The sequence below is a fragment of the Vibrio celticus genome (assembly GCF_024347335.1).
GTDB classification, from domain to species: Bacteria; Pseudomonadota; Gammaproteobacteria; order Enterobacterales; family Vibrionaceae; genus Vibrio; species Vibrio celticus.
In genome coordinates this window covers 1,238,809-1,262,747 of the sequence record NZ_AP025464.1, presented here as the reverse complement: position 1 = coordinate 1,262,747, position 23,939 = coordinate 1,238,809, and the positions used below count along the sequence as shown (strand labels likewise).

At 47.1% G+C, this 23,939-nt stretch carries 22 protein-coding genes; 15 read left to right on the top strand and 7 right to left on the bottom strand.

Annotated features, from left to right (window positions below; genetic code table 11):
- The first annotated feature begins 204 nt into the window (after window positions 1-204).
- From gcl to OCV19_RS21575, 6 genes are all read left to right on the top strand, one after another.
- Complete coding sequence (gcl, locus tag OCV19_RS21600) at window positions 205-1,977, top strand: glyoxylate carboligase (protein ID WP_017071975.1); 1,773 nt, start codon at window positions 205-207, stop codon at window positions 1,975-1,977.
- A gap of 117 nt (window positions 1,978-2,094) precedes the next feature.
- On the top strand, window positions 2,095-2,871 hold the full coding sequence (gene hyi, locus OCV19_RS21595) for a hydroxypyruvate isomerase (protein WP_065676302.1): 777 nt from the start codon (window positions 2,095-2,097) through the stop codon (window positions 2,869-2,871).
- Window positions 2,872-2,908: 37 nt separating this feature from the next.
- Window positions 2,909-3,805, top strand: coding sequence for a 2-hydroxy-3-oxopropionate reductase (locus tag OCV19_RS21590; RefSeq protein WP_065676301.1), 897 nt, complete (start codon window positions 2,909-2,911; stop codon window positions 3,803-3,805).
- A gap of 237 nt (window positions 3,806-4,042) precedes the next feature.
- Entirely contained in the window at window positions 4,043-5,353 is a 1,311-nt protein-coding gene (locus tag OCV19_RS21585) for a glycerate kinase type-2 family protein (RefSeq protein ID WP_065676300.1), read from the top strand.
- Window positions 5,354-5,516: 163 nt separating this feature from the next.
- A complete protein-coding gene (locus OCV19_RS21580; RefSeq protein WP_019826185.1) occupies window positions 5,517-6,125 on the top strand; it encodes a TetR/AcrR family transcriptional regulator in 609 nt (202 codons plus the stop codon).
- A gap of 269 nt (window positions 6,126-6,394) precedes the next feature.
- Entirely contained in the window at window positions 6,395-7,831 is a 1,437-nt protein-coding gene (locus OCV19_RS21575) for an amidohydrolase (protein ID WP_065676299.1), read from the top strand.
- 98 nt (window positions 7,832-7,929) lie between these two features.
- On the opposite strand, the gene OCV19_RS21570 is transcribed toward OCV19_RS21575, so the two are convergent.
- The 4 genes from OCV19_RS21570 to uraH form a co-directional block, all read right to left on the bottom strand.
- Entirely contained in the window at window positions 7,930-9,291 is a 1,362-nt protein-coding gene (locus tag OCV19_RS21570; RefSeq protein WP_059018107.1) for an 8-oxoguanine deaminase, read from the bottom strand.
- A 159-nt stretch (window positions 9,292-9,450) separates the two neighbouring features.
- Complete coding sequence (locus OCV19_RS21565) at window positions 9,451-10,902, bottom strand: nucleobase:cation symporter-2 family protein (RefSeq protein WP_065676298.1); 1,452 nt, start codon at window positions 10,900-10,902, stop codon at window positions 9,451-9,453.
- 217 nt (window positions 10,903-11,119) lie between these two features.
- On the bottom strand, window positions 11,120-12,463 hold the full coding sequence (locus tag OCV19_RS21560; RefSeq protein WP_048611821.1) for an NCS2 family permease: 1,344 nt from the start codon (window positions 12,461-12,463) through the stop codon (window positions 11,120-11,122).
- Window positions 12,464-12,709: 246 nt separating this feature from the next.
- Window positions 12,710-13,063: a hydroxyisourate hydrolase gene (gene uraH / locus OCV19_RS21555; protein ID WP_065676297.1), complete on the bottom strand. Its 354-nt coding sequence runs from the start codon at window positions 13,061-13,063 to the stop codon at window positions 12,710-12,712.
- A gap of 411 nt (window positions 13,064-13,474) precedes the next feature.
- Between uraH and puuE the strand changes: the two genes are divergently transcribed.
- From puuE to OCV19_RS21510, 9 genes are all read left to right on the top strand, one after another.
- Entirely contained in the window at window positions 13,475-14,413 is a 939-nt protein-coding gene (puuE, locus tag OCV19_RS21550) for an allantoinase PuuE (protein WP_065676296.1), read from the top strand.
- 22 nt (window positions 14,414-14,435) lie between these two features.
- Entirely contained in the window at window positions 14,436-14,951 is a 516-nt protein-coding gene (uraD, locus tag OCV19_RS21545; RefSeq protein WP_017067791.1) for a 2-oxo-4-hydroxy-4-carboxy-5-ureidoimidazoline decarboxylase, read from the top strand.
- 183 nt (window positions 14,952-15,134) lie between these two features.
- Window positions 15,135-16,121, top strand: a complete 987-nt coding sequence (gene alc / locus OCV19_RS21540; RefSeq protein WP_065676295.1) for an allantoicase — start codon at window positions 15,135-15,137, stop codon at window positions 16,119-16,121.
- Between the two features lie 14 nt (window positions 16,122-16,135).
- Window positions 16,136-16,696, top strand: coding sequence for an ureidoglycolate lyase (locus OCV19_RS21535; protein WP_004732859.1), 561 nt, complete (start codon window positions 16,136-16,138; stop codon window positions 16,694-16,696).
- A 14-nt stretch (window positions 16,697-16,710) separates the two neighbouring features.
- Entirely contained in the window at window positions 16,711-18,030 is a 1,320-nt protein-coding gene (locus OCV19_RS21530) for a urate hydroxylase PuuD (protein ID WP_065676294.1), read from the top strand.
- Window positions 18,031-18,421: 391 nt separating this feature from the next.
- A complete protein-coding gene (locus OCV19_RS21525) occupies window positions 18,422-18,694 on the top strand; it encodes a DUF4282 domain-containing protein (protein ID WP_017064999.1) in 273 nt (90 codons plus the stop codon).
- Window positions 18,695-18,928: 234 nt separating this feature from the next.
- Window positions 18,929-19,168 (top strand): hypothetical protein, encoded by a 240-nt coding sequence (locus OCV19_RS21520; protein WP_065676293.1) that lies wholly within the window; start codon window positions 18,929-18,931, stop codon window positions 19,166-19,168.
- A 16-nt stretch (window positions 19,169-19,184) separates the two neighbouring features.
- Window positions 19,185-19,658 carry a GrpB family protein gene (locus OCV19_RS21515; RefSeq protein ID WP_065676292.1) on the top strand — a complete coding sequence of 158 codons (474 nt, stop codon included), beginning with the start codon at window positions 19,185-19,187 and terminating at the stop codon, window positions 19,656-19,658.
- A 267-nt stretch (window positions 19,659-19,925) separates the two neighbouring features.
- A complete protein-coding gene (locus OCV19_RS21510) occupies window positions 19,926-20,450 on the top strand; it encodes a hypothetical protein (RefSeq protein ID WP_065676291.1) in 525 nt (174 codons plus the stop codon).
- Here OCV19_RS21510 and OCV19_RS21505 read toward each other — a convergent pair.
- The 3 genes from OCV19_RS21505 to xdhC all read right to left on the bottom strand — a co-directional run bounded on the left by OCV19_RS21505 (window position 20,447) and on the right by xdhC (window position 23,892).
- Window positions 20,447-21,328, bottom strand: coding sequence for an AEC family transporter (locus OCV19_RS21505; protein WP_065676290.1), 882 nt, complete (start codon window positions 21,326-21,328; stop codon window positions 20,447-20,449). The genes OCV19_RS21510 and OCV19_RS21505 overlap by 4 nt on opposite strands.
- 288 nt (window positions 21,329-21,616) lie before the next feature.
- Window positions 21,617-22,951: a guanine deaminase gene (gene guaD / locus OCV19_RS21500; RefSeq protein ID WP_065676289.1), complete on the bottom strand. Its 1,335-nt coding sequence runs from the start codon at window positions 22,949-22,951 to the stop codon at window positions 21,617-21,619.
- Between the two features lie 59 nt (window positions 22,952-23,010).
- Window positions 23,011-23,892 carry a xanthine dehydrogenase accessory protein XdhC gene (gene xdhC / locus OCV19_RS21495; RefSeq protein WP_004732871.1) on the bottom strand — a complete coding sequence of 294 codons (882 nt, stop codon included), beginning with the start codon at window positions 23,890-23,892 and terminating at the stop codon, window positions 23,011-23,013.
- Window positions 23,893-23,939: the final 47 nt, after the last annotated feature.

Genomic DNA, 23,939 nt, shown 5'->3' with positions numbered 1-23,939 from the left:
ATCATTTGATCTTTTTGTGATTTATTTTCACGTAAAGATATTTTATGTAAAGCAATGAATTGTAAGCTTTTAAGGGTGGGTGCTTACTCAGAATGGCAGCGGTATGTAACTAAATTGTTTCATTTTGGGGTTGATAAATGGCGAGGATGGTTCATAGTACACAAAAGTTAGTTTAATTGTATACAATCTGAACTGGAGGTTCGAATGGCAATTATGAAAGCGATTGAAGCAGCGGTAGAGGTGCTTAAACGTGAAGGTGTAGACATCGCATTTGGTGTTCCCGGCGCAGCAATTAATCCTATGTATGCGGCTATGAAAAAGCTCGGAGGAATCGACCACGTCTTAGCTCGTCACGTAGAGGGTGCATCCCATATGGCTGAAGGGTACACGCGCACTAATCAAGGCAATATAGGTGTGTGTATTGGTACTTCTGGTCCTGCGGGAACGGACATGATCACGGGTCTTTATTCTGCGACTGCAGATTCGATTCCAATTCTATGCATTACCGGCCAAGCGCCACGTGCTCGTCTTCATAAAGAAGATTTCCAAGCGGTCGACATTGAATCTATCGCTAAACCAGTGACTAAGTGGGCAACCACGGTGCTGGAACCTGCACAAGTGCCACGCGCATTCCAAAAAGCCTTTCATTTGATGCGTTCGGGTCGCCCGGGTCCAATCCTGATTGATCTACCGATTGATGTTCAGCTGGCTGAAATTGAATTTGATATCGATACCTATGAACCGCTAGAACCTTACAAACCACAAGCAACCCGCGCGCAGGTTGAGAAAGCATTAACCATGATGTCTCAATCGGAAAAGCCGCTGATTGTATCGGGTGGTGGCGTGATTAATGCTGGCGCATCTGAATTGTTACAACAGTTCGCCGAAATCACCGGTGTGCCAGTGATCCCAACCTTAATGGGCTGGGGCTCTATCCCAGATGATCATGACTTAATGGCAGGTATGGTGGGGCTACAAACGTCTCACCGTTACGGTAACGAAACCATGCTCAACTCTGATTTTGTGTTTGGTGTCGGTAACCGCTGGGCAAACCGTCACACTGGCTCTGTGGATGTTTACACCGAAGGTCGTAAGTTTGTTCACGTTGATATTGAACCGACCCAAATCGGCCGCGTGTTCTGTCCAGATTTAGGTATTGTCTCTGATGCGAAAGCAGCGCTAGAGCTGATGGTTGAAGTGGCGCAAGAGTGGCGTGACGCTGGCAAGCTGCCAAACCGAAATGCTTGGGCAAGTGAGTGTCAGGAACGCAAATCGACCATGCTGCGTAAAACCAATTTCGATGAAGCGCCAATGAAACCGATGCGTGTTTATGAAGAGATGAACAAGGCATTTGGTCGTGACACTTGTTATGTGAGCACGATTGGTTTGTCGCAAATTGCTGCCGCCCAGTTCCTGCATGTTTATAAGCCGCGTAACTGGATCAACTGTGGTCAGGCTGGCCCATTGGGTTGGACAACACCCGCCGCATTGGGTGTACGAGCGGCCGATCCAGATCGCGATATCGTTGCTATCTCTGGTGACTACGATTTCCAATTTATGATCGAAGAACTGGCGGTAGGTGCTCAATTCAACCTGCCATACATTCATGTGTTGGTGAACAACTCGTACTTAGGATTGATTCGCCAAGCACAGCGCCAATTTGATATCGACTATTGTGTACAACTAGCGTTCGATAACCAGAACGCGCCAGAGCTTGAAGGCTACGGTGTTGATCATGTTGCCGTTGTTGAAGGCCTAGGCTGTAAGGCGATTCGAGTTCGTGAACCAGAGCAAATTGCCGCTGCGTTTGAGCAAGCAAAAGAGCTGATGAACAAGCATAAAGTACCTGTTGTTGTTGAGCTGATTCTTGAGCGAGTAACCAACATAGCGATGGGCGTTGAGATCAACGCTATTAACGAATTTGAGCCACTTGCTGAAAGCCGTGGCGATGCCCCAACGGCGCTAGCGTACAAGTAATCATTAAGTCATGTGTATCCGTAGAGTTGAGGTTTAGCTCTACGGAAAAGCCTCCAATAGAGCGAGGCTCTACTACAAATAACCAGATTTTCAAAAATAAAGAATAAGGACAGAGTCATGGCAAAATTTGCAGCAAACTTGTCAATGTTATTCACGGAAGTTGATTTTATGGACCGCTTTGAAGCCGCCGCAGAAGCGGGCTTTCAAGGTGTGGAATACCTTTTCCCTTACGCCTTTGATGCTCAGGCAATCAAAGCCAAGCTCGATGCTAATAACCTAGAGCAAGTGCTATTTAACCTGCCCGCGGGTGATTGGGACGCTGGCGACCGTGGTATCGCGGTCGACCCTGCACGAGTAGAAGAGTTTCAAGCGGGTGTACCTAAAGCCATCGCTTACGCAAAAGCGCTCGGTTGTACTCAAGTGAATTGCTTGGCCGGGATTGTTCCGCAAGGTGTTACCCAACAAGATGCGCACTCGGCGTTTGTGATTAACCTGCATTACGCGGCGAACGCGCTAGCAGCAGAAGGCATCAGCCTAGTGATAGAGGCGATCAATACCCGTGATATTCCGGGCTTCTTCTTAAACACCACAGAGCAAGCCAAAGCGATCATCAAAGAGGTTGGGAGCGATAACCTTTCTATCCAATACGATATTTATCACATGCAAATTATGGAAGGCGATCTTACGCCGACCATGCAGCAGAACATTGGCCAAATCGCACACGTGCAACTGGCGGATAATCCAGGCCGACACGAACCGGGTACTGGCGAAATCAATTACCCATTCGTGCTCAATTATCTTGATGAACTTGGCTATCAAGGTTGGGTTGGCTGCGAATATAAGCCGAAAACAACAACGACAGAAGGCCTTGGTTGGCTGCACCAGTACCGTTAATTGCGTCTGGTAACCTTCAAACGTTAAGGAGAACAACATGTCTAAAATTGCATTTATCGGAACTGGCATCATGGGTAAACCTATGGCGAGTAACCTTCAAAAAGCAGGTCACGATTTGATTCTGTCGGACCACTTTAATGCAGCGCCTGCCGACCTTGTGGCAGCGGGTGCAACGGTCTGCCACTCACCAGCGGAAGCGGCTGAAGCAGCAGATATCATTATCCTAATGGTGCCGAATACCCCTCAAGTCGAAGATGTCCTGTTTGGTGACAGCGGCGTTGAGAAAGGCTTAACGGCGGGCGGCGCAACTGGAAAACTGGTTATCGATATGAGTTCTATCTCACCAATCGCGACCAAAGCCATTGCAGCGCGAATCAACGAAGGCGGCGCTTCATACCTTGATGCTCCGGTTTCAGGTGGTGAAGTGGGCGCTATCAATGCAGCGCTGACTATCATGGTGGGCGGTGAGCAAGACGCCTTTGATAAAGCCCGTCCGCTATTTGAAATCATGGGTAAGAACATCACGCTGGTGGGTGATAACGGTGCAGGTCAAACGTGTAAAGTGGCTAACCAGATCATCGTTGCTCTGAATATCGAAGCCGTGTCTGAAGCGTTAGTTTTTGCTTCAAAAGCCGGTGCCGATCCAGCACGAGTTCGTCAGGCGCTACTAGGCGGTTTTGCTAACTCTAAGATATTGGAAGTGCACGGTGAGCGTATGGTTGAAGGCACCTTTGACCCTGGCTTTAGAATCTCGCTTCACCAAAAAGATCTGAACTTAGCACTAACGGGCGCACAAGAGTTAGGTGTTGCACTGCCGAATACGGCTAATGCTCAGGAGTTGTTTGGCGAGTGTGCCGAAATGGGCGGCGAAGGTTGGGACCACTCTGCGCTTATCCAAGCGATAGAGAAACGCTCTGACCACTCGATTCGTTAATCTAGTTAACGGTTTATCCGTTTAGTGGTTAATCAATCAACCGATTATCCGTTAATTAGGGCTGCTATCGATTCGTAGCCCAACAGTTTGTTTATAAATCGCGTAGTTTCGTCTCCTTTTATACGCGTTCCTGATACGAGGCAGAGGTTGAAGTTGTTCCTTTCCAACTTGATCTTAGCAGGCACCCTTTGGCCTTGTATCGGGATTCTTTTTTCTCCGTCAACTAAGGAGTGGCTGATGGACATTGATGCTAAGCAGTTTCTGCAAACCCTTTTCTCAAGTGCTGTTAATCAGGCGCTACCCAAAAATCACATCGAACCTTTTCTTCCTCAAGACATTTTTTATCGCTCTGCTAACCAAGCTGGGCGAACTGTCGTTATAGGAGCAGGAAAAGCAGCCGCGTCAATGGCAGCAGAACTTGAAGAGGTTTGGCAGGCAAAGAAACAACAAGACCTTGCACTGCGTGACCTTGAAGGCTTGGTGGTGACTCGTTATGAGCACACTGCCCCTTGCGAACATATCGAAGTGATTGAAGCAGCGCATCCTGTGCCAGATGCGATGGGCTTAGAAGTGAGCCAGCGCATGCTGCAATTGGTGAGTGGCTTGAGTGCCGACGACACAGTGATTTGCCTACTGTCTGGAGGCGGCTCTGCATTACTAAGTCTACCCGGTGGCGACATCAGCTTGGCAGAGAAGCAACAAATCAATAAAGCGTTGCTTAAATCGGGCGCCGCTATTGATGAGATTAACTGCGTTCGTAAGCATTTATCTTCGATCAAAGGTGGGAGATTAGCGAAAGCTGCTTACCCAGCAAGAGTGGTCTCTTTGGCGATTTCAGATGTGCCGGGCGATGACATCAGTGTGATTGCATCGGGCCCAACCGTACCCGACACCACCACGCGTTTTGATGCGATGGCAATTTTAGAACGCTATCGAATTGAAACACCACCTTCGGCATTCGAATGGTTGAACAACCCAGAGTCAGAAACGGTAAAGCCGGATGATGAGTGCTGGAAAAACGCCGAACACCATATTATCGCCACCCCGATGTCAGCATTGGAATCCGCTGCTGCAGAGGCTGAAGGCTTAGGCATTCCCGCCTATGTGTTGAGTGATTGTATAGAGGGGGAAGCGCGAGATGTCGCGAAAGTTCACGCAGCGTTGGCTAAGCAAGTGGCCAATCACAAGCACCCATTTGCGACGCCTTGCGTGATACTTTCCGGTGGCGAAACCACAGTAACCGTTAAAGGCAATGGTCGCGGTGGGCGTAACTGTGAGTTCTTATTGAGCTTGTATAATGAGCTTAAAGGCCAAGACAACATATTTGCATTGGCCGCCGATACCGACGGGATTGATGGCGTGGAAGACAATGCGGGTGCGTGGATTACCCCACAAACATGGCAACTAGGTTCGAGCTTGTCGCTTAAAGCGCAAGACTACCTCGATGCCAACAACAGCTACGATTTCTTCAAGCAAGTCGATGTGCTTCTTACCACGGGGCCGACGCTGACAAATGTGAATGACTTCCGCGCAATATTGATTCTTTAACTTGAACAGTTCATAAACACGGTATGGAATGGTCGCTTCTTAACAAATAGAGCGGCCATTTTATTGTTATCAATGCGGTGACCTTGAGTTCTGAGATTATCTTCTGGACTAATGAAGCACGTTGATTACTATGATTTCAGTAACGAGCTGTAAAGGATGCAATATGTCTAGGATCAGACAAAAGAATCAAGATTTAATCATCGAAGTCGCGTGTGAACAATTCGCTACTCATGGTTATGCCGCAACAAAAATGGCCGATATCGCAAAAGCGGCCGATATTCCCAAACCCAACGTATTCTACTATTTCAGCTCCAAAGATAAGCTCTACAACGCTGTGCTTGAAACCGTCACTCAGCCCTTACTAGAAGCGTCTCGTCCGATTGAAGAACTCAGCGATCCTGTTGAAGCCTTGTCTCAGTATATTCAAACCAAGCTGATCATTTCTCGTGACCATCCACATGCCTCTAAAGTATTTGCCAATGAAGTGATGTCGGGTGCGAAAGTGTTGCCGAAAGAGATTGGTGACGAGCTGTATAAGCAATCCCAGATGATTCTTGATAAGTTCTCGACATGGTCGGCGCAAGGCTTAATGGATGACGTTCCTGCACACCACCTCATGTTCACCATCTGGGCAGCCACCCAAACCTACGCCGATTTTGGTTGGCAGATTTGCAGCGTAATGCAGAAAGACCAGCTCGATGATAAAGACTATGAAGATGCCGCTGAGTTCATCACACAGTTGGTAATTAAAGGTTGTGGTGTGAAAAGCTAACGTTATTTGAACGTTTTTTTGGGTCTGCGATTGCAGGCCTTTTTTGTTTTTGCGTGTGAGCGACGACAAGCGTAAAGCCACTTTTTGTGACCCGTTGTGCAATAACCCATTTATCTTGAATTCGGTTCGATCAGGTATGCCATTTTATTTAAATGACAGGTTATAGTATCGCGAAAATTGGCGGCACTTACTCTTCTGAAAAGCGAAAAGCTGGAAACTTATAGATGCAGCCGCTAACAATATTACACGCACAACATTAAGGTTTAGCAATGACGCTTAAAAGCTTGGCATGCACCATCAGCGCAGTTCTGCTTGCAGGTTGCGGTTCAACGGTCGCGACGCAAACATACAACGCAGATCTGATCATCACCAACGGACAGGTTCTCACCATCAATTCAGAAATGGATGTGATTGAAGATGGTGTTGTGGTAGTGAAAAACGACCAGATTATCGCAGTTGGTAACGAGGATTTGATCACTCAATATCGCGCTGAAAAGGTGATTGATGCTCAAGACGGAGTCGTTATGCCAGGCATGGTGAACGCGCACAACCATTTACCTATGATTGCGTTTCGTGGCTTAGGGGAAGAGGGTATTTCGAACCGCTTGTTCGCTTACTTCTTCCCTCTAGAAGCCGAAAAGCTAAGCCGTGAACTGATTTACAACGCAACTAAGCTTGGCTCTATCGAATTAGCACAAAGCGGTGTAACCACTTATGCCGATATGTATTACCACATGGATGAAATGGCCAAGGCGACCAAAGAAGTCGGCTTACGCGCCGTGCTCGGCGAAACCGTGATTAAGTTCCCGGTGGTCGATGCCAAAGAACCTTACGGTGGAATTGATTATGCGAAGGGTTTTATCGAACAATACAAAAACGATGAGTTAATCACACCTGCTTATGCACCACATGCGGTGTACACAGTGAGCAAAGATAAGCTGCAAGAAATCAATAAACTGTCTGCTCAATACGATGTGCCTGTGTTGATTCACGTTGCTGAATTCCCGAATGAAGAAAAGCGCATCAAAGACGAAACCAAAGCGACATCGCCAGTTGAATACATGGATGAAATCGGCGTACTTGATGAGCGTGTTGTGATTGCTCACGGTATCCACCTTTCAGAGAATGACCAAAAGCTATTGAAACAAGCAGATGCAGGTATCTCATACAACCCAATGGCGAACGCCAAAGGAGCGACAGGCATTGCACCTGCGTGGGAGATGTACCGTGCTGACATGCGTATTGGCTTAGGAACAGACGGCCCAATGAGCTCAAACCAAGTCGATATCATGCGCACCCTAAGTTACGCAGCTAATATGCAGCGCTTAAAGCATTCAGACCGCACCATTATGATCCCTGAACAGGTTATTGAAATGGCGACCTTAGGTGGTGCAAAAGCCCTACACATGGAAGATCAAATTGGTTCTCTTGAAGTGGGTAAGAAGGCGGATATCGTGATTGTAGAGACACAATCGGCGAACATGATGCCTAATTACGACCCATACGCGACTTTGGTTTACCAAGCGAACCCAAGCAACATCGACACCACCATTGTTAACGGCCAAATCGTAATGGAAAACCGAGTGATGCAGACGGTTCAACTGGATGAAATCCGCCAAAGCGTCGATGAGTTTGAAACTGACATCAAAGCCTTTGCCAAAGAGCTTTCTAAGAAGGCGATTAAGTCTAAGAGCTTGATGGATTAGAGCGTAAATCGGTTTCTAAAATCGAATAGAATGAATAAACAAGAAAGGCCGACATCACGTCGGCCTTTTGTTTTCAGTGAGTTCAAAATATCGAAACTCTAGTTATTCATCGCCAGCTTACCGAGCTTCATCGCAGCAGCATGGTGGCGGTGCATCAACTGTTCCATGTCTACGCCAATAACGGCACCATCATTAACTCGCCATTTTCCGGCTACCATCACCTTATCCGCTTGTTGAGCACCACAAAGTAGCAGTGCAGCAAGTGGATCGTGGCTGCCAGAGAAACGAATATCATCGAGCTTGAACATCGCGATGTCGGCTTGTTTACCGACCTCTAGCGTTCCAATGTCGGTTCTGCCCATCGCTCGTGCGGAGCCTGATGTTGCCCAGCGCAGTGCGTCGAAGTGAGATACGTTTGCCGAGCCATATTGCAGACGTTGTAGATACATCGCCATACGCACTTCGGCAATCATATTGGAGCCATCGTTTGAAGCAGAACCGTCCACACCCAGCCCGACCTTTACACCCGCGGCCTCGAGGTCATTATTCTTACAAATACCGGAAGCCAACATCATGTTGGAAGTTGGGCAGTGGCTGATACCTATCCCTGCTTTACCCAAACGCTTAATCTCTTCTGGGTTGAAGTGAATACCATGAGCAAGCCAAGTGCGTTCATTCAGCCAGCCGACATCTTCTAGGTAATCGACAGGGCGCAGGCCAAACTTCTCAATACAGAAGTCTTCTTCGTCTAAGGTTTCGCACAGGTGGGTGTGCATCATTACGTTCTCACGCTCACTGATCTTGGCGGTCTCTTTCATTAGATCGGTGGTGACCGAGAATGGCGAACAAGGCGCGAGTGCGATTTGAATCATCGCCCCTTCATCACGCTGGTGGTAATCACGAATCAAGCGTTGGCTGTCATCAATGATGGTTTGTTCGGTTTGAATGGTGTGTCGTGGAGGTAGCCCACCTTCATCTTCCCCAAGACTCATTGAACCACGTGTGAATATGGCTCTAACGCCCAGCTTCTCTGCGGCCTCGACTTGTAAATCAATAGCGTGCTCAAGCCCATTAGGTAGCAAGTAGTGGTGATCGGATGCAGTAGTACAGCCTGACATCATTAGCTCAACCAGTGCTAGCTCTGTAGCTAGGCTCATCATCTCCGAGTCGAGGTTGGCCCAAACAGGGTAGAGGCTTTGTAGCCAATGGAAGAGCTCTTTATTCAGTGCGCCGGGGTAGGCTCGCGTTAGGGTTTGATAGAAGTGGTGGTGCGCATTGATAAGCCCTGGGGTCACAACATGACGAGAGGCGTCGACGCTGTAATCTACGGGTAAGGTCGGTTCTTTGTGTTTGCCAACCAGCTCAATGATTGTATTACCTTTAATGACAATTCCGCCTTCTGCATCAGCCAGTGAGCCAGTGTAGATTGCGAGAGGATTCTTAATCCAGATGGTTTCCATTCATAGTAGTCCTTAGCCATCTCAGCCTTTTCAGGGAAGAGGGTCTTTATTTGGTATTTGCTGTTGATAGATAAATTCGAATCAGGGTCGTTAAAACGTTTAATGCTCTAATCAGCCCTGATCCTACGGAAATCGGTTTTACGTTAATCAGTGAACCAGTTAGTTCGCTTTGGGCTCAGGGTTATCTGATGCCACTTGAACGTCTGCTTCTGTACTTGCTTGCTGAATCTCTAATTGGTCGTTTGACTGTAACTCTTCTTCAGCTTGCTCTTTCATTTCTAGCTCAACTTGCGCTTGGCTTTCGGCCAGTGCCTCTTGCTCTTCTGCTCGTGAAGACTTTGGTAAAACAAGGTTCAATAGCACCGTCATGATAGTACCGGTAGTGATGCCAGAGTGAAGAAAATTCGCAAGGTCATGCGGCAAGTGTTGCAGCAATCTTGGTTCGAAAGTTACAGCTAAACCTGACGCTAAACCGACACAGATTACCAAGGCATTTCGCTTGGTGTCTGCGGCCTTGATCAACATGCGGATACCCGCGTAAGCGATCATACCGAACATCACGAAACCGACACCGCCCAAAACAGGCTTAGGTATTGTGACGGCAATGGCGGCTAATTTCGGGAATAAACCACCTAAAATCAACAAACCACCGGTTGCAGCCACTACATAACGACTCGCTACACCGGTGATACCCACAATGCCGACGTTTTGACTGAACGACGCCAATGGCATTGCCGTTAAAATTGAAGATAAGGTACTGCCAAGGCCATCGCCTAGAAGACCACGTTTTAAGTCTTTACCGGATACTTGGGTTTGGCCGTTGTTACCCAGAGCCATGAAGTCACCGGTCGCTTCGGCGATAACCACGATGTACACCAAGCTCATACTGATGATGGCACTCGCAGAAAAGGTGAAGCCGTATTTGAAAGGTTCTGGGCCACCGACCCAAGCGGCAGAGCTGATTTGCTCAAGGTCGACCATGCCAAGCGATAGCGCCACAATGTAGCCGCCCGCTAAACCAATCACGATAGCTGAAGCAGCAACCGCGCCTTTACAGTAAACCGATACGCCGACCACGATGCCTAGCGATACAAGGGCTAGAAACAGCTTTGGTAAGGTTGCGAATTGTTCCGTGTTGGCAGGAGAGTCTCCGACCCAATTCATGGCAACCGGTAAAATGGTTAAACCGATTAAGGTAACTACAACACCACTTACCACGGTTGGAAACAGTTTCCGAACCTTGTCCATGTAGAAGCTGGCACCAATTACCACGAACGAGCCGATAAGCGCTGAGCCCATGATTGCGGCGACGCCACCTTCGTTACCGATTGAAATGGCCACACCCAAAAAGGCAAAGCTCGAACCCATCACCATGGGCAGTCGAATACCTACAGGGCCGAAACCAAGACATTGAGCGACGGTCACAATACCGGATGCCAGTAGCGCAGCGTTGATCAGCGAGACGATCTCTGTGTTAGGTAGGCCGATAGAAGCGCCGACAATAAGGGGAACAGCGACGATGCCACCAATCGAGGCGAGCATGTGTTGCAGTGCGAGTAGGAGGGTTAGCCCATGAGGAGGTCTTTCATTTAGGGTGTACAGAAGTTTCATTTGATATTCCTCTGCCTGTGTTTCCGTTTACAGGCGATTGGCGGTCAAATAATGACTTCTACAAACTGCGTAGGGTCATAAAAAAGGTGCACTAACCGAGCGGGTGTTTGTGCGTTCCGCTGATTAGCACAATTAGCTTTTTCTTAAAAATGTTGTTGTAACCTGTTTCTTGATAGCTCGGCCTGCGAACAGGCCAAGCGATAGTTACGTTTGGTGATTAGCCGATGAACACTAGCTTGGCGATGAAGATAGCCGCTAGGAAGTACATCGAGATAGACACATCTTTGGTTTTACCTGTCGCCAACTTAAGCACTGTGTAGGTAATGAAACCCAGTGCGATACCATTCGCGATAGAAAAGGTCAGTGGCATCATCAGTGCGGTAATCGCGGCAGGAGCACCATTGGTAAAGTCTTTCCAATCGACGTGCTGCATGCTGCTCATCATCACGAATGCGACGTAAATAAGAGCGCCAGACGTTGCGTAAGCTGGGATCATACCGGCTAACGGTGATAGGAAAATTGCCGCTAAGAACAACACACCAACCACAATTGCCGATAGGCCAGTTCGTGCGCCTGCTGCAACGCCCGCTGCACTTTCTACGTAACTGGTTACTGGCGGACAACCCACACACGCACCTGCCACGCTTGAGATACTGTCAGCTTTCAGCGCTTTGCTCAGACCTTCGATCTTACCCGTTTCTGGGTTCGTCAGGTTTGCACGCTCGGCCACGCCCATCAAAGTACCCGCGGTATCGAACATGTTTACAAAAAGGAAAGCCAAGATAACGCTGATCATTGAAACATCGAGAGCGCCCATAATGTCCATTTTTAGGAACGTAGGCGCTAAGCTTGGTGGAGCTGCGAAGAAGCCGTTGTAATGCACTAAGCCAAGCATCATGCCGACCAGAGTTACACTCAAAATACCGATTAGCACCGCACCAAACACTTTGCGTTCACTGAGAACCGCGATGATAAGGAAAGCGATAGCTGCCAGTAGCGCTTCAGGTTTAGTGAAGTCACCTAGTGACACCAAAGTTGCAGGATTTTCGACGACGATACCTGCTGTTTTTAAGCCAATCAGACCTAAGAACAAGCCAACACCCGCTGTCATGGAGTAACGCAGACTCACTGGGATACTTTCAATGATCCATTGGCGGACTTTGTAGAAGCTCATCCCGACGAACAAGATACCGGAGATAAACACCGCACCTAGCGCGACTTCCCAACTGTAGCCCATTTCGCTTACTACTGTGAACGAGAAGAAGGCGTTCAAGCCCATGCCCGGCGCAAGTCCGACAGGCCAATTCGCAAATAACCCCATTAACAAACAACCGATAGCTGCACCAATACAGGTTGCGACGAATACCGCACCTGAATCCATGCCTGAAGCGGCCATGATTTGTGGGTTAACGAAGATGATGTAAGCCATGGTTGCGAAGGTGGTGACACCACCGACTAACTCATTTTTTACGCTACTTCCGTGGGCCTTAATTTTAAAAAACTTCTCTAAAATTCCGTTGTTCGCATCTTGGTTGAGTATTTCTGTTTTACTCTCACTCATGTCAGCAAGTCCTTTTATGTTGTGATCCATTTATTGAATACAGCGAGATTTCAATATTAAGTTTTAAGGTTTTTTCCTAGCCGTTATTTCTTTAGTTATCTGTTGTTTAATCATCAACTTCTAACTAATAACGTTGTTAGTATTTTTATATGAGCGTGTTTAGTGAGTGCACACCTTTTGGGGTGTACACGTGAATTTGTTTATGATTTGTTGGTTGAGCCTAGTTCGAAGTTCTAGGTCACGGGACTAACTGCCCCGATAGGTTGAGAAACTGTAAGGCGAGACGAGAAGAGGAATGTGGTAGTGCGCGTCTGGATCATCTAGACCAAAGCGAATAACCACATCATCTAGGAAGGGCACGCCATCCAGCTCCACGCCTTTGCTTCTGTAGTAATCGGCGACGTAAAACACCAATTGGTATTTCCCCGGTCGGAAATCATTTCCTGCCAGAATCGGCGCATCGGTTCGGCCATCGGAGTTAGTGAGTACCGTCGCCAGCTTTTCTGTTGAGTCTTCGTTGACCTTATAAAGCTCTACCTTGATCTCTGCACCCGGTAAGCCGTGAGTAGTGTCTAATACGTGTGTTGTTAGTCTTCCCATAGTCCTTTAATAGCGCTTTTGGCGCTCCTCTGTTCCGTGGTTTATCTGTGTAATTCGACCCTGCAAAGAATGCAACTGGTCACTTTGTTATCACTAACTATGTACGAACTGTATACAATTAGTAAAGCGAATTGTTGGAAAAATGTTAACCATTTAGTCGTTTTTTCTGACTTTTTAGATGTGGGGTATTGGTTTTTGGTCGAGGGTTGTGTTGTTAAGATATTGTTTTTAAATGGTTTGAGTAAGGAAAATTAACTTGAATAACAAAATCTTTACATTGAGATAAATAATTGTATACAATAAATGTACAGGGGTAAGGTTGCTCAGTTTTTGGAAAATCCATTCATTGATTCATTTTGATGAACCAATGAAAGAGCGGCTAAGCCAACCACTTATGTTAGGAGTACTTGGATGAATAAGGATTATTCAAGAAATTTGATCGGTTACGGAGCTAACCCTCCAAACCCTCAATGGCCAGGTAATGCGCGCGTCGCGGTTTCTTTTGTATTGAACTATGAAGAGGGCGGTGAGCGTTGTTTGTTACATGGAGACGACGAGTCTGAAGCTTTTCTTTCAGAGATCCCGTCAGCACTGCCGATCAAAGGCGAACGTCACATGAGCATGGAATCCATTTATGAATATGGTAGCCGTGCGGGTGTATGGCGTGTTCTTCGCTTGTTCGATGAATATGAAATCCCACTGACCGTCTTTGCGGTCGCAATGGCGATTGAGCGTCACCCAGACGTAGCCAAAGCCATGGTCGAAGCGGGTCACGAAATCTGTAGCCACGGTTATCGCTGGATAGACTATCAATACATTGATGAGTCTGAAGAGCGCGACCACATGACCAAAGCGATTGAGATCATCCAACAAGTGACGGGTCAACGCCCACAAGGTTGGTACACAGGTCGAACTGGGCCGAATACGCGTCGCTTAGTAGCAGAAGAAGGCGGCTTTCTTTACGACTCCGATGCTTATGACGATGACCTGCCTTATTGGCACACCGAGACTGGTCATCCACAACTGGTGATCCCATACACACTCGATGTGAACGACATGCGTTTTTCAACGGCGCAAGGCTTCAACTCGGGTGAGCAGTTCTTCCAATACCTGAAAGACACGTTTGACACCCTGTATATGGAAGGCGAAACCGCACCGAAAATGATGTCGGTTGGGTTGCATTGTCGTCTGATTGGTCGCCCCGGTCGTATTGCTGCATTAAGACGTTTCTTAGATTACGTAAAACAGCACGACAGCGTGTGGTTATGTCGTCGAATCGATATAGCCAACCACTGGCACCAACATCATCCATATCAATCAAATAACGCTATTGATCAACAGCAAAAGTAGCAGTGAAGCAAGGAGGCTTAACGTGACTGAATTTCGATCATGCCAACCAACAACCATGGACCGCGATACGTTTGTCGCTCACTTTGCTGATGTTTACGAACACAGCCCGTGGGTTGCAGAAGTGGTGTATGACCAAGGTTTGAATGCCGAAGACGACCATATCGAGAATCTTCACCTGAAAATGGCATCGACCTTGTTAAGTGCAGACCAAGGCAAACAGTTGGCTTTGATCAACGCTCACCCGGATTTAGCCGGTCGAGCAGCAGTAAACGGCGAACTCACCGAGTCGTCGACCAAAGAACAAGCGGGGGCGGGCATCGACCAGTGCAACGCCGAAGAATTTGAAAAATTCACTTCTTACAACAACAGCTACAAAAGTCGCTTCAATTTCCCTTTTATCATGGCGGTGAAGGGAGCCAATCGTTACCAAATTCTTGAGTCGTTCGAGATGCGATTAGGAAATGATAGTGAAACTGAGTTTGCTACGGCGATTCAAGAGATCAACAAGATCGCGATGTTTCGTCTCTGGGATATGTAAGTTAACGGAGTTAACAGCTATCTCAGCCCAGTCTTAGTGAGCCAAGAGCTTTGTTTATCAGAGCGCTGCTTATTAGAGCTTGATTTATCGAAGGCTTGTTTATCAAAGCCTTATTGAATAAAGCATAAGCCACTAAGTTCTCATTTTATTATTACTTGATTAATTGGATAGGATTACACGGACATGACCCAAACATTTGAACAATTCATAAACCTTGCAGACGAAAAACTCGGCGCAGAAGCTACCTTCGCAACAGACGATTTTTTCGCCGATAAAAGCCGTCTACTCAGCCACGCAGCGCCAGAGTGGAAAGACGACTTATATGACGATAACGGCAAGTGGATGGACGGTTGGGAAAGCAGACGTAAACGCGGTGAAGGTTACGACTACTGTGTCGTTCGCCTTGGCCTAGCTGGCACCATTGCTGGCGTTGATATTGATACCTCATTCTTCACAGGTAACTTCCCACCTTCGGCTTCAATTGACGCGTGTTATTCACCACAAGGTGAACCAACGGACGCAACAGAGTGGCAAGAAATTCTGCCTTCAATGGCATTGCAGGGTGATCATCATCATCTTGAAGCGATTGAAAGCGACCAAGTATTTACGCACCTACGTTTGAACATCTACCCAGACGGCGGCGTCGCGCGCTTGCGTGTTTACGGTCGACCAAGTGTCGATTGGGAAGCAATAGATTCTCAGCAACAAGTTGACCTAGCATCGGTTGAACACGGTGGCCGAGCACTCGCATGTAGCGATGAGCACTACGGCAACAAAGCCAACATCTTAGGCCCAGGCCGCGGTGAAAACATGGGTGATGGCTGGGAAACAGCACGTCGTCGTACACCGGGTAATGACTGGGTTATCGTGGCACTAGGTCACCCAGGTAACATCGAACGTATCGTTGTGGATACGGCACACTTCAAAGGTAACTACCCAGACAGCTGCTCAATCCAAGCGGCTTACGTGAAAGGTGGCACCGACGACCAAGTGGAAACACAAAGCCTATTCTGGCGTGAACTGTTGCCAGCACAAAAGCTGCAAGCGCACGAGATTCACGAATTCATTTCTGAGGTTAATGACCTTGGTGCGATTACCCATGTACGTGCAAATATATTCCCAGATGGTGGTATCAGCCGTTTGCGTCTATTTGGTACGAAAGCGAAATAGGTAAGGAATTGAATATGAGTAATGGAATACGTCGTTTATCCATCGAACCGTTAACCAAGCAGGCTTTTGCAGAGTTTGGTGATGTTATCGAGTCCGATAATAGTGATTTCTTCATGATCAACAGTGGATCAACACGTCGCTACCACAAGCTAGCGACAACGGATGTGCAAGACCAAGACGGAGAAGCGATCATCAGCATCTTCCAAGCCACACCGTTGAGCTACCCACTGACCATCAAAATGTTGGAGCGTCATCCACTTGGCTCTCAGGCATTCATTCCATTACTTGGTCAACCCTATTTAATTGTTGTTGCGCCAAAAGGCGACGATCCAACATTAGCCAATAGCCGAGCTTTCTTGAGCAACGGCCGTCAAGGAGTGAACTATCACAAAGGGGTGTGGCATCACCCAGTTCTTGCGCTTACTGATCAAGACCAGTTCTTGATCGTCGATAGAGGCGGCGAAGGGCACAACTGTGACGAAGTTTATTTCGACAGCGACCGAGTGGCATTGCATTTGGACGATCTGCCAACGGACGACAATAAGGAAGAGCAACGCTTAGCTAAAGCGTTGTGATACAGGAGTTTATTATGGATCCGCATATTACAGAATGGTTGAATCTAGCAATACGCTGGGCTCACATGATTGTTGGTGTTGCGTGGATAGGCGCATCATTTTACTTTGTTTGGTTAGAGAACAACCTTAACCGAGTAAACCCAAAAACCGGCCTTTCAGGCGACTTATGGGCAATTCACGGCGGTGGTATTTATCACCTAGAGAAGTACAAACTTTCACCACCAGAAATGCCAGAGCACCTGCACTGGTTCAAATGGGAAGCTTACTTCACGTGGATCACCGGTGTGTGTCTACTGGGTGTGGTTTACTACCTCAACGCTGAAATCTACCTGATTGCACCGGGCTCTGGCCTTGATTCAACAACGGCAATCGCTATTGGTATTGGTTCATTCGTTGCTGGTTGGTTTATCTACGACTTACTGTGTGACTCACCATTAGGAAAAACCCCGGTGTTGCTTGGCGTTGTGCTGTTTGTGCTGCTCGTTGCTGCAACTTACGGCCTAACTCAAGTGTTCAGTGGTCGTGGTGCCTACATCCACGTTGGTGCGATAATTGGTACCATCATGGTCGGTAACGTATTCCGCGTTATCATGCCAGCACAGCGCAACTTGGTGAAAGCGATTGAAGAGAAGCGCGAACCGGATCCGGCACTGCCTGCGAAAGGCCTACTGCGTTCTCGTCACAACAACTACATGACACTGCCAGTGCTGTTCATCATGATCAGTAATCACTTCCCAAGCACTTACGGCTCGGAATACAACTGGTTGATCCTTGCCGGTTTAGCGATCTTCAGTATCTTGGTGCGTCACTACTTCAACACCCGTCATGGTAGCCAGAAGTTTGCATGGACAATACCAGTAGCAGCATTGGGTATGATCACGCTTGCGTTTGTTACCTCACCTTACGCGAAAAAACAGATGACTCCGGTTGTGCAAGCACCAGTGGTTCAAGAAGTGCAAGTAAGCGCGACTGAATCAGCGACAGAAGAGCTCGCTGCAAACGACACAGCATCAACGATGACTAGTTCTCAAGCTGCACCAGCAGATCACGCAATACAAACTGCTAGCGCAGGCGTCAGCTTTGAAACTATCAACAAAGTCATTCAAGAGCGCTGTTCTGTGTGTCACTCATCAACCCCGAGCCACGCCGCTTTTGCTGCTGCACCTGGTGGTGTGATGTTTGATACCCCAGAAGAGATTAAAGCCAATGTCCCAAGGATTGTTGCTCAAACCGTAACAACCAAGGTGATGCCGCTCGGCAACATGACTCAAATGACTGACGAAGAACGCGCACTGATCGGTACTTGGGTAGAGCAAGGCGCTACGCTTCAATAATCATGTGAAATCCTTTACCTAAGAGCATGAGTCTTAGGTGAGGCTTGGGGAGAGTTTGGTTTACGGGCACGCGCCAAACTCATCCCACCCTGTTTCCCCGGTTCCTATAACCGGGGCTTTTTGTTTTTGGACAAAGGTATATTAGAAACTTTATTAGTATGCATCCTTAATAGTTTTATGAATCCACCGAAGTGAGTTCGATATTTGCGTCACATGATACATTTAGTTGCATATAAATTGTTGTTGGTCATGAAATTTAGGCTGTATGTTTGGTATGTGTATGTTCTGAAAGGAAAGCTTGTTGAAATTCAAAGCTTTTGATTGCGAAAATTCACAAAGAACTAGTTAGATACCCAAGTATAAATTTCATAAAAAGTAAGGAAATATAGTAATGAAATCAGTTTTTTCGTTCGACTCAATGTTAACTCCTAAGTTAGTTACTGGCCTATATTGGTTGTTGTTGCTAATCGCTGTAGTTTCAGGACTAGCAACCATGTTTGGAGGATATGGAGGCGTAACATTTGAGAAGTTTATTCTTGGTGCGTTTACGATATTAGGCGGCGCTATAGGTGCGAGAATTTGGTGTGAATTGATGATAGTTATCTTCAAAATTAATGAAAACCTGCAGTCTCTAAAGGACTTAAAAGGCGAGACTGAAGCCTAGTATTCAGATGCGTGACAGCTAACACTTCGATGTTAGCTGTCTAACATGCCGAAACTGCAATTCACTATGTTGCACCTGTTGACGAGAAAGAAGACTCTGTGAATCATTGCATGTCGATAGTAAGTACTTACGTTTAAACTGATTCATTGCGTGCGCAGTCCTGTATAAGGTTCTTGATATGAATCTCTACCCCATGGCATTTTTAGTCCAAATTGACTTTAGTTAGGACAAAAAATGGAAGACTTAATAGTCGCGTATTTTAGGGCATTGAGCTCATTTTTTAGGTATCTGTTTCAGTCGTTCTTGATTGAGTTCATTGGTTACGGATCTGGCTGGATAGTTTGTAAAGTATTCACATTAGGGCGCTTCCCCCCATTGATTCCAACTGAAAAAGAGAGAACCAGAATCTCTTATATCGGAGCTATTAGCATCGTGTTGCTTCTGTTAGCAATTGGTGTGTTCAATAGTTTGTGATTCGGAGTAAGGATATATGAAATTTTACCCCGCGGAACAATACCAAGCGGCTTGCAACGAGCTGTTTGTCCGATACGAACGAGACATCAAAACGCTAATCCCTAATGCGAGAATTGAGCATGTAGGCGCATCTTCTATTCCATCTGCAGTGTCTAAGGGCGATTTGGATATCTTCGTCGGTATTGAATCGAGTGAACTTGAGTACGCCATTGAACAACTCACAACACTCGGCTTCAATGAGAAACTCGATACCTTAAGAACACCCGAACTGTGTATGTTGGAATCTACATCCGCTCATGATGTGGCGTTGCAAGTGGTCGCTAACGGTTCTGAGTTCGAATGCTTTCTGGCATTTCGTGACAAGCTACGTGCGAATCCGGCATTCGTGGAGCAATACAACACCCTCAAAATGTCTTGTGAAGGTTGGCCACAAGATGAATACCGCGAAAAGAAGTCGACTTTTATCGAGCATGTGTTGGCTTTGAAATAACGACAAGTTTCAATTGGATGTTATTTATCCAAACTCTAACTTTTCGCGCTGTTTTTACTTTACCCTTACACTCTTTTCTAATATCGAACCTAGTATCAAATTTCTCTTTGTTATACAGGCAAGTCTCTCATTATGATGAACTTCTTTGATAGCGAACTCATGCTCTCTAGCTCTTTGAATTTCGTTTTGCTATCGCTTGGGCTAACGCTCCTTTTTCATCTTCCGATTTGGTGTGGGTTCAATTTGAGCCGTCGCAAATGGAAACTTATGGATTATTTATGGCCGTTCTTGGTGGGTATCGGGATGCTGGGTGCAGTGTCTGAGATTCGTGCGAAAGTAGCGGGTGATTGGGTTGAAACAGAACAAACTAGAGCGGTCGCGATTTTAGAGTCGGTTCAGCAGTTTTCTTTGGATAAATTAAGAAGTGATACCTGTACCGGTCAGCCATCTTTAGATAGTCACGCTCAGCACCACGAAGCGTGTTTGTGGTATTTGAATACGGCGATCACGTTCAAAGATGTCGATTTCACCTTGTTACCGAACGCATCGGATTTTACGGTTCCTGCGCCGAGCGTATCGCTGGTTGAAAGTGATGCTGTGTGGGTGGATGGTATGTTGAGTCAGTATGAAAAACAGAAGAACCAATACATAAAAACCAGAGAAGCGCAGGTGAAGCAGCCACTAGAAAGCCTCTTCTGGTATGTGAGTCCTTACTTAGTCTGTTTCGCAATAGCTCTGCGCCTTACTAAAGTGACGGCAGAGCTTAAACTGGATAAATGCGCAAACAATTAACTCGACATAGACAGCGCGAACGACAGCAATATAGGTAAGGTAACCACGCTCAGGAAGTTGCCGAACAACACCATAGACGCGACCTTGGGTGGCTCGACATTGAAGCGTTCTGCAAACAGATAGTTCATCACGGCGGGTGGCAGCATGGTGAACAGCACCATCATTTGTAAGTGCAGCGTAGGCAGCGGGATAAAGAAATAGATGATGGCAAAGGCGATGGCTCCTGTGAACAGCGATTGAGCCGTACACAGCAAGCCAACTTTGAGCCCACTCAGCTTCAAGTTTACCATTTGCGAACCCAGCGATAACAGCATGATAGGCACGGCAGCTTGGCCAAGTAACGATGTGGCTTCGTAGATTGGATTCCACACTGTAATGCCAGACAGGTTGAGCGTCATCGCTAATGCAGCGGCCAAAAATATCGGCATCTTGAGGATCTGTTTGATCGGGTTACCTTCGCTTAGGAGCGCCAAGCCAACACTAATGTGCACGCACGCCGACACCACAAACAGCAGTACTGCAGGGGCTAATGCGCTCTCGCCAAAGGTATACGTGAACAGAGGAATCGCGAGGTTGCCACTGTTGCGGAACATGTGTGGCGGAGCCCAAGCCTTGAAATTGAGTTTAAAAATCTTACAGATTGGAATCATCAATAAAGCGGGCACTAGCACCGCAACCAAAGAGGCGGTGATGAGTGGCAGTTGCTCAGTGTCGAGCGGCATGGTGGTCAGCGATGCAAACACTAGCGCAGGAATACACACATCCATGTTGATGCGATTGATCGGTTTGAAATCGGGCTTGAGCCAACGACCGACCGCAAAGCCAGCACTGGCTAAAGCAAAAACGGGAAACAGAATGCTGACGACCTGTTCGAACATAGAATTCCTTTCTAGATTGAGTGCTTCCATTTAGCTGAGAAACGAATGTTTTAGAGAGACGCTAAAGTGAAGTATGAAGTCGAAATGTATAAACATTAACCTATCAATATAATGACTTGGCGTCACCGAAGATCGTTGTCTGTGATCGGTTAATTTATATTTCTTTGAATTAAGCACAAAAAAGACCAGTGGCATCAGCAACTGGTCTTTAAAGGCTCGATAAATCTGGACGGATTTTTAATTAACGACGGCTTGTCGCTGTCTGGCGATTGTTACTCGGTTTTAAGCCTAACTAACGAGCTTCTTGTAATCTTTGAAGTTCACATCGTAGGCTTTTTCACCATAGATGTAAGTCTCGCTAACGGTTCTGTCGTCACCCAAGCTCATCAATACAAACAGTTTCTCTTCCAGTTTGGTGGCTTGTTCCATTCTAAAGCGCATCAGTTGTGTAGCGTGCAAGTCAAGCACCACGAAATCCGCTTCTTTTCCTACTTCCAAGTTACCAATCTTGTCTTCTAGGTGCAGCGAGCGAGCACCGCCTAGTGTTGCCAAGAATAGCGACTTAGCCGGGTGCAGCTTCTTATGTTGTAGCTGCATGATCTTATACGCTTCACTCATGGTTTGCAGAATCGAGAAGCTGGTGCCTGCGCCAACATCAGTACCGACGCCGACACGAATGCCGTGTTCTTCCATCTCTGGTAATCGGAATAGGCCAGAGCCTAAGAATAAGTTCGAAGTTGGGCAAAAGGCGATGGCAGATTCAGTATCAGCAAGGCGTTTACATTCGCAATCTGATAGGTGAATACCATGGGCAAATACCGAACGTTTGTGAAGGAGTCCGTAATGGTCATAGACATCTAGGTAACTGTCGCGCTCTGGGAACAGCGATTTCACCCATTCGATCTCTTTCTCGTTTTCAGAAAGGTGAGTGTGCATGTACACGTCTGGGTATTCTTCTAGCAGTTTACCGACAGTAGCAAGTTGTTCTGGTGTGCTGGTTGGCGCAAAACGAGGTGTCACCGCGTAAAGCAAACGGCCGCGGTTATGCCATTTTTCAATCAATTCCTTGGAGTCAGCATAGCCAGATTCTGGAGTGTCGGTAAGGTAGTCTGGAGCGTTGCGATCCATCAATACCTTACCTGCGATCATGCGTAGGTTGCACTTCTCAGCTTCTTCGAAGAATACGTTGACCGACTCTTTGTGTACCGTGCCAAATACCAGTGCCGTGGTGGTGCCGTTGCTGGCTAACTCGTCTAGAAATAGCTTCGCCACTTTGTGTGCGTAAACTGGGTTTTTGAAGCGCTTTTCTTCTGGGAAGGTGTAGTTCTCTAACCAATCGAGTAGCTGTTCACCGTAAGACGCGATCATCCCTGTTTGAGGGTAGTGGATGTGCGTATCAATAAAGCCAGAGGTGATCAGTTTGTCTTTGTATTCTTTTACTTCGAGTGTTTTAGGTTGGCGAGCCAATACCTCGTCGGCATGCCCGAGGTCGACGACATGGCCGTTCTCAACCACTAAAACACCATCTTCAAAATAGTCGTAAGACTCATCAATGCCGACGTCTTTTGGGTCGGCGACGCTGTGTAAAATACTGGCGCGATAAGCTTTGCGTTGCGTTGTCATGTTTACTTCCTTTTAATGACTTCAGCGACGTTATGGCCGCTAAAGCTTTGCGACTTTTATTAGGCGATCTTCTCTTCCAATGGTGGTTCGCCTACGTCGCTTGGTTGACTGTGTTGATCGGTCAAATCCTGATTTCGATATTGTTTGGTCGGGCGCTTTTGTTCAAGGGCTTGGCCTTGATAGTGTGCGATCAGTTCACCCGCAACCGATACCGCAATTTCAGCCGGATGTTTGCCATTCACAGCGCTAATGCCAATCGGGCAAAGCATGGTTTCAATTTGCTCTTGGCTGTAGCCGCGTTGCTCTAAGCGGAAGTCGAACTTCTTGCGCTTAGTGAGTGATCCAATCATTCCGAAGTAACGGCTGTCTTCACGGTCGATAATGGCTTTGGTTAGGTCAAAATCGAGCTGGTGGTTGTGGGTCATCACAAGGTAGTAGCTGTTTGGTGGCATGTGTTTCACTTCACCGACCGGATCATCTGAAACAAGCTTTTTAACACCGTGTGGCAGCGTTTCAGGGAACACTTCTTCACGTTCATCAATCCAGGTCACACGGAAGGGCAGAGTCGCGACAATGTGCAGCAGCGCTTTGGCAACGTGGCCAGCGCCAAACAGCACAAGGTGATTCTGCTGAGTGCCAATTGGTTCAAAGCTTAACGTCGCCATTCCGCCACAACATTGGCCTAGACGAGCGCCTAGGTTGAAGCGTTCTACTTTGAGTGATTTTTCACTGGCAATCAGCATCTCACGCGCCATTTTAGTGGCCACATGTTCAAGGTGACCACCACCAATCGTAGCGATGATTCGGTCACGAGTGACAAGCATCTTGGTACCCGCATCACGCGGCACTGAGCCTCTGTCTTCAAGCACTGTCACCATCACACATGGCTCGTAGTTCTCTTCCAGTTTTGCCAGTTCGTGAATCCAATTATCCTTAAACATATGTCCTCCTAAATCCCTTTTATGCTTCCTACGCTCTACATCAGCCT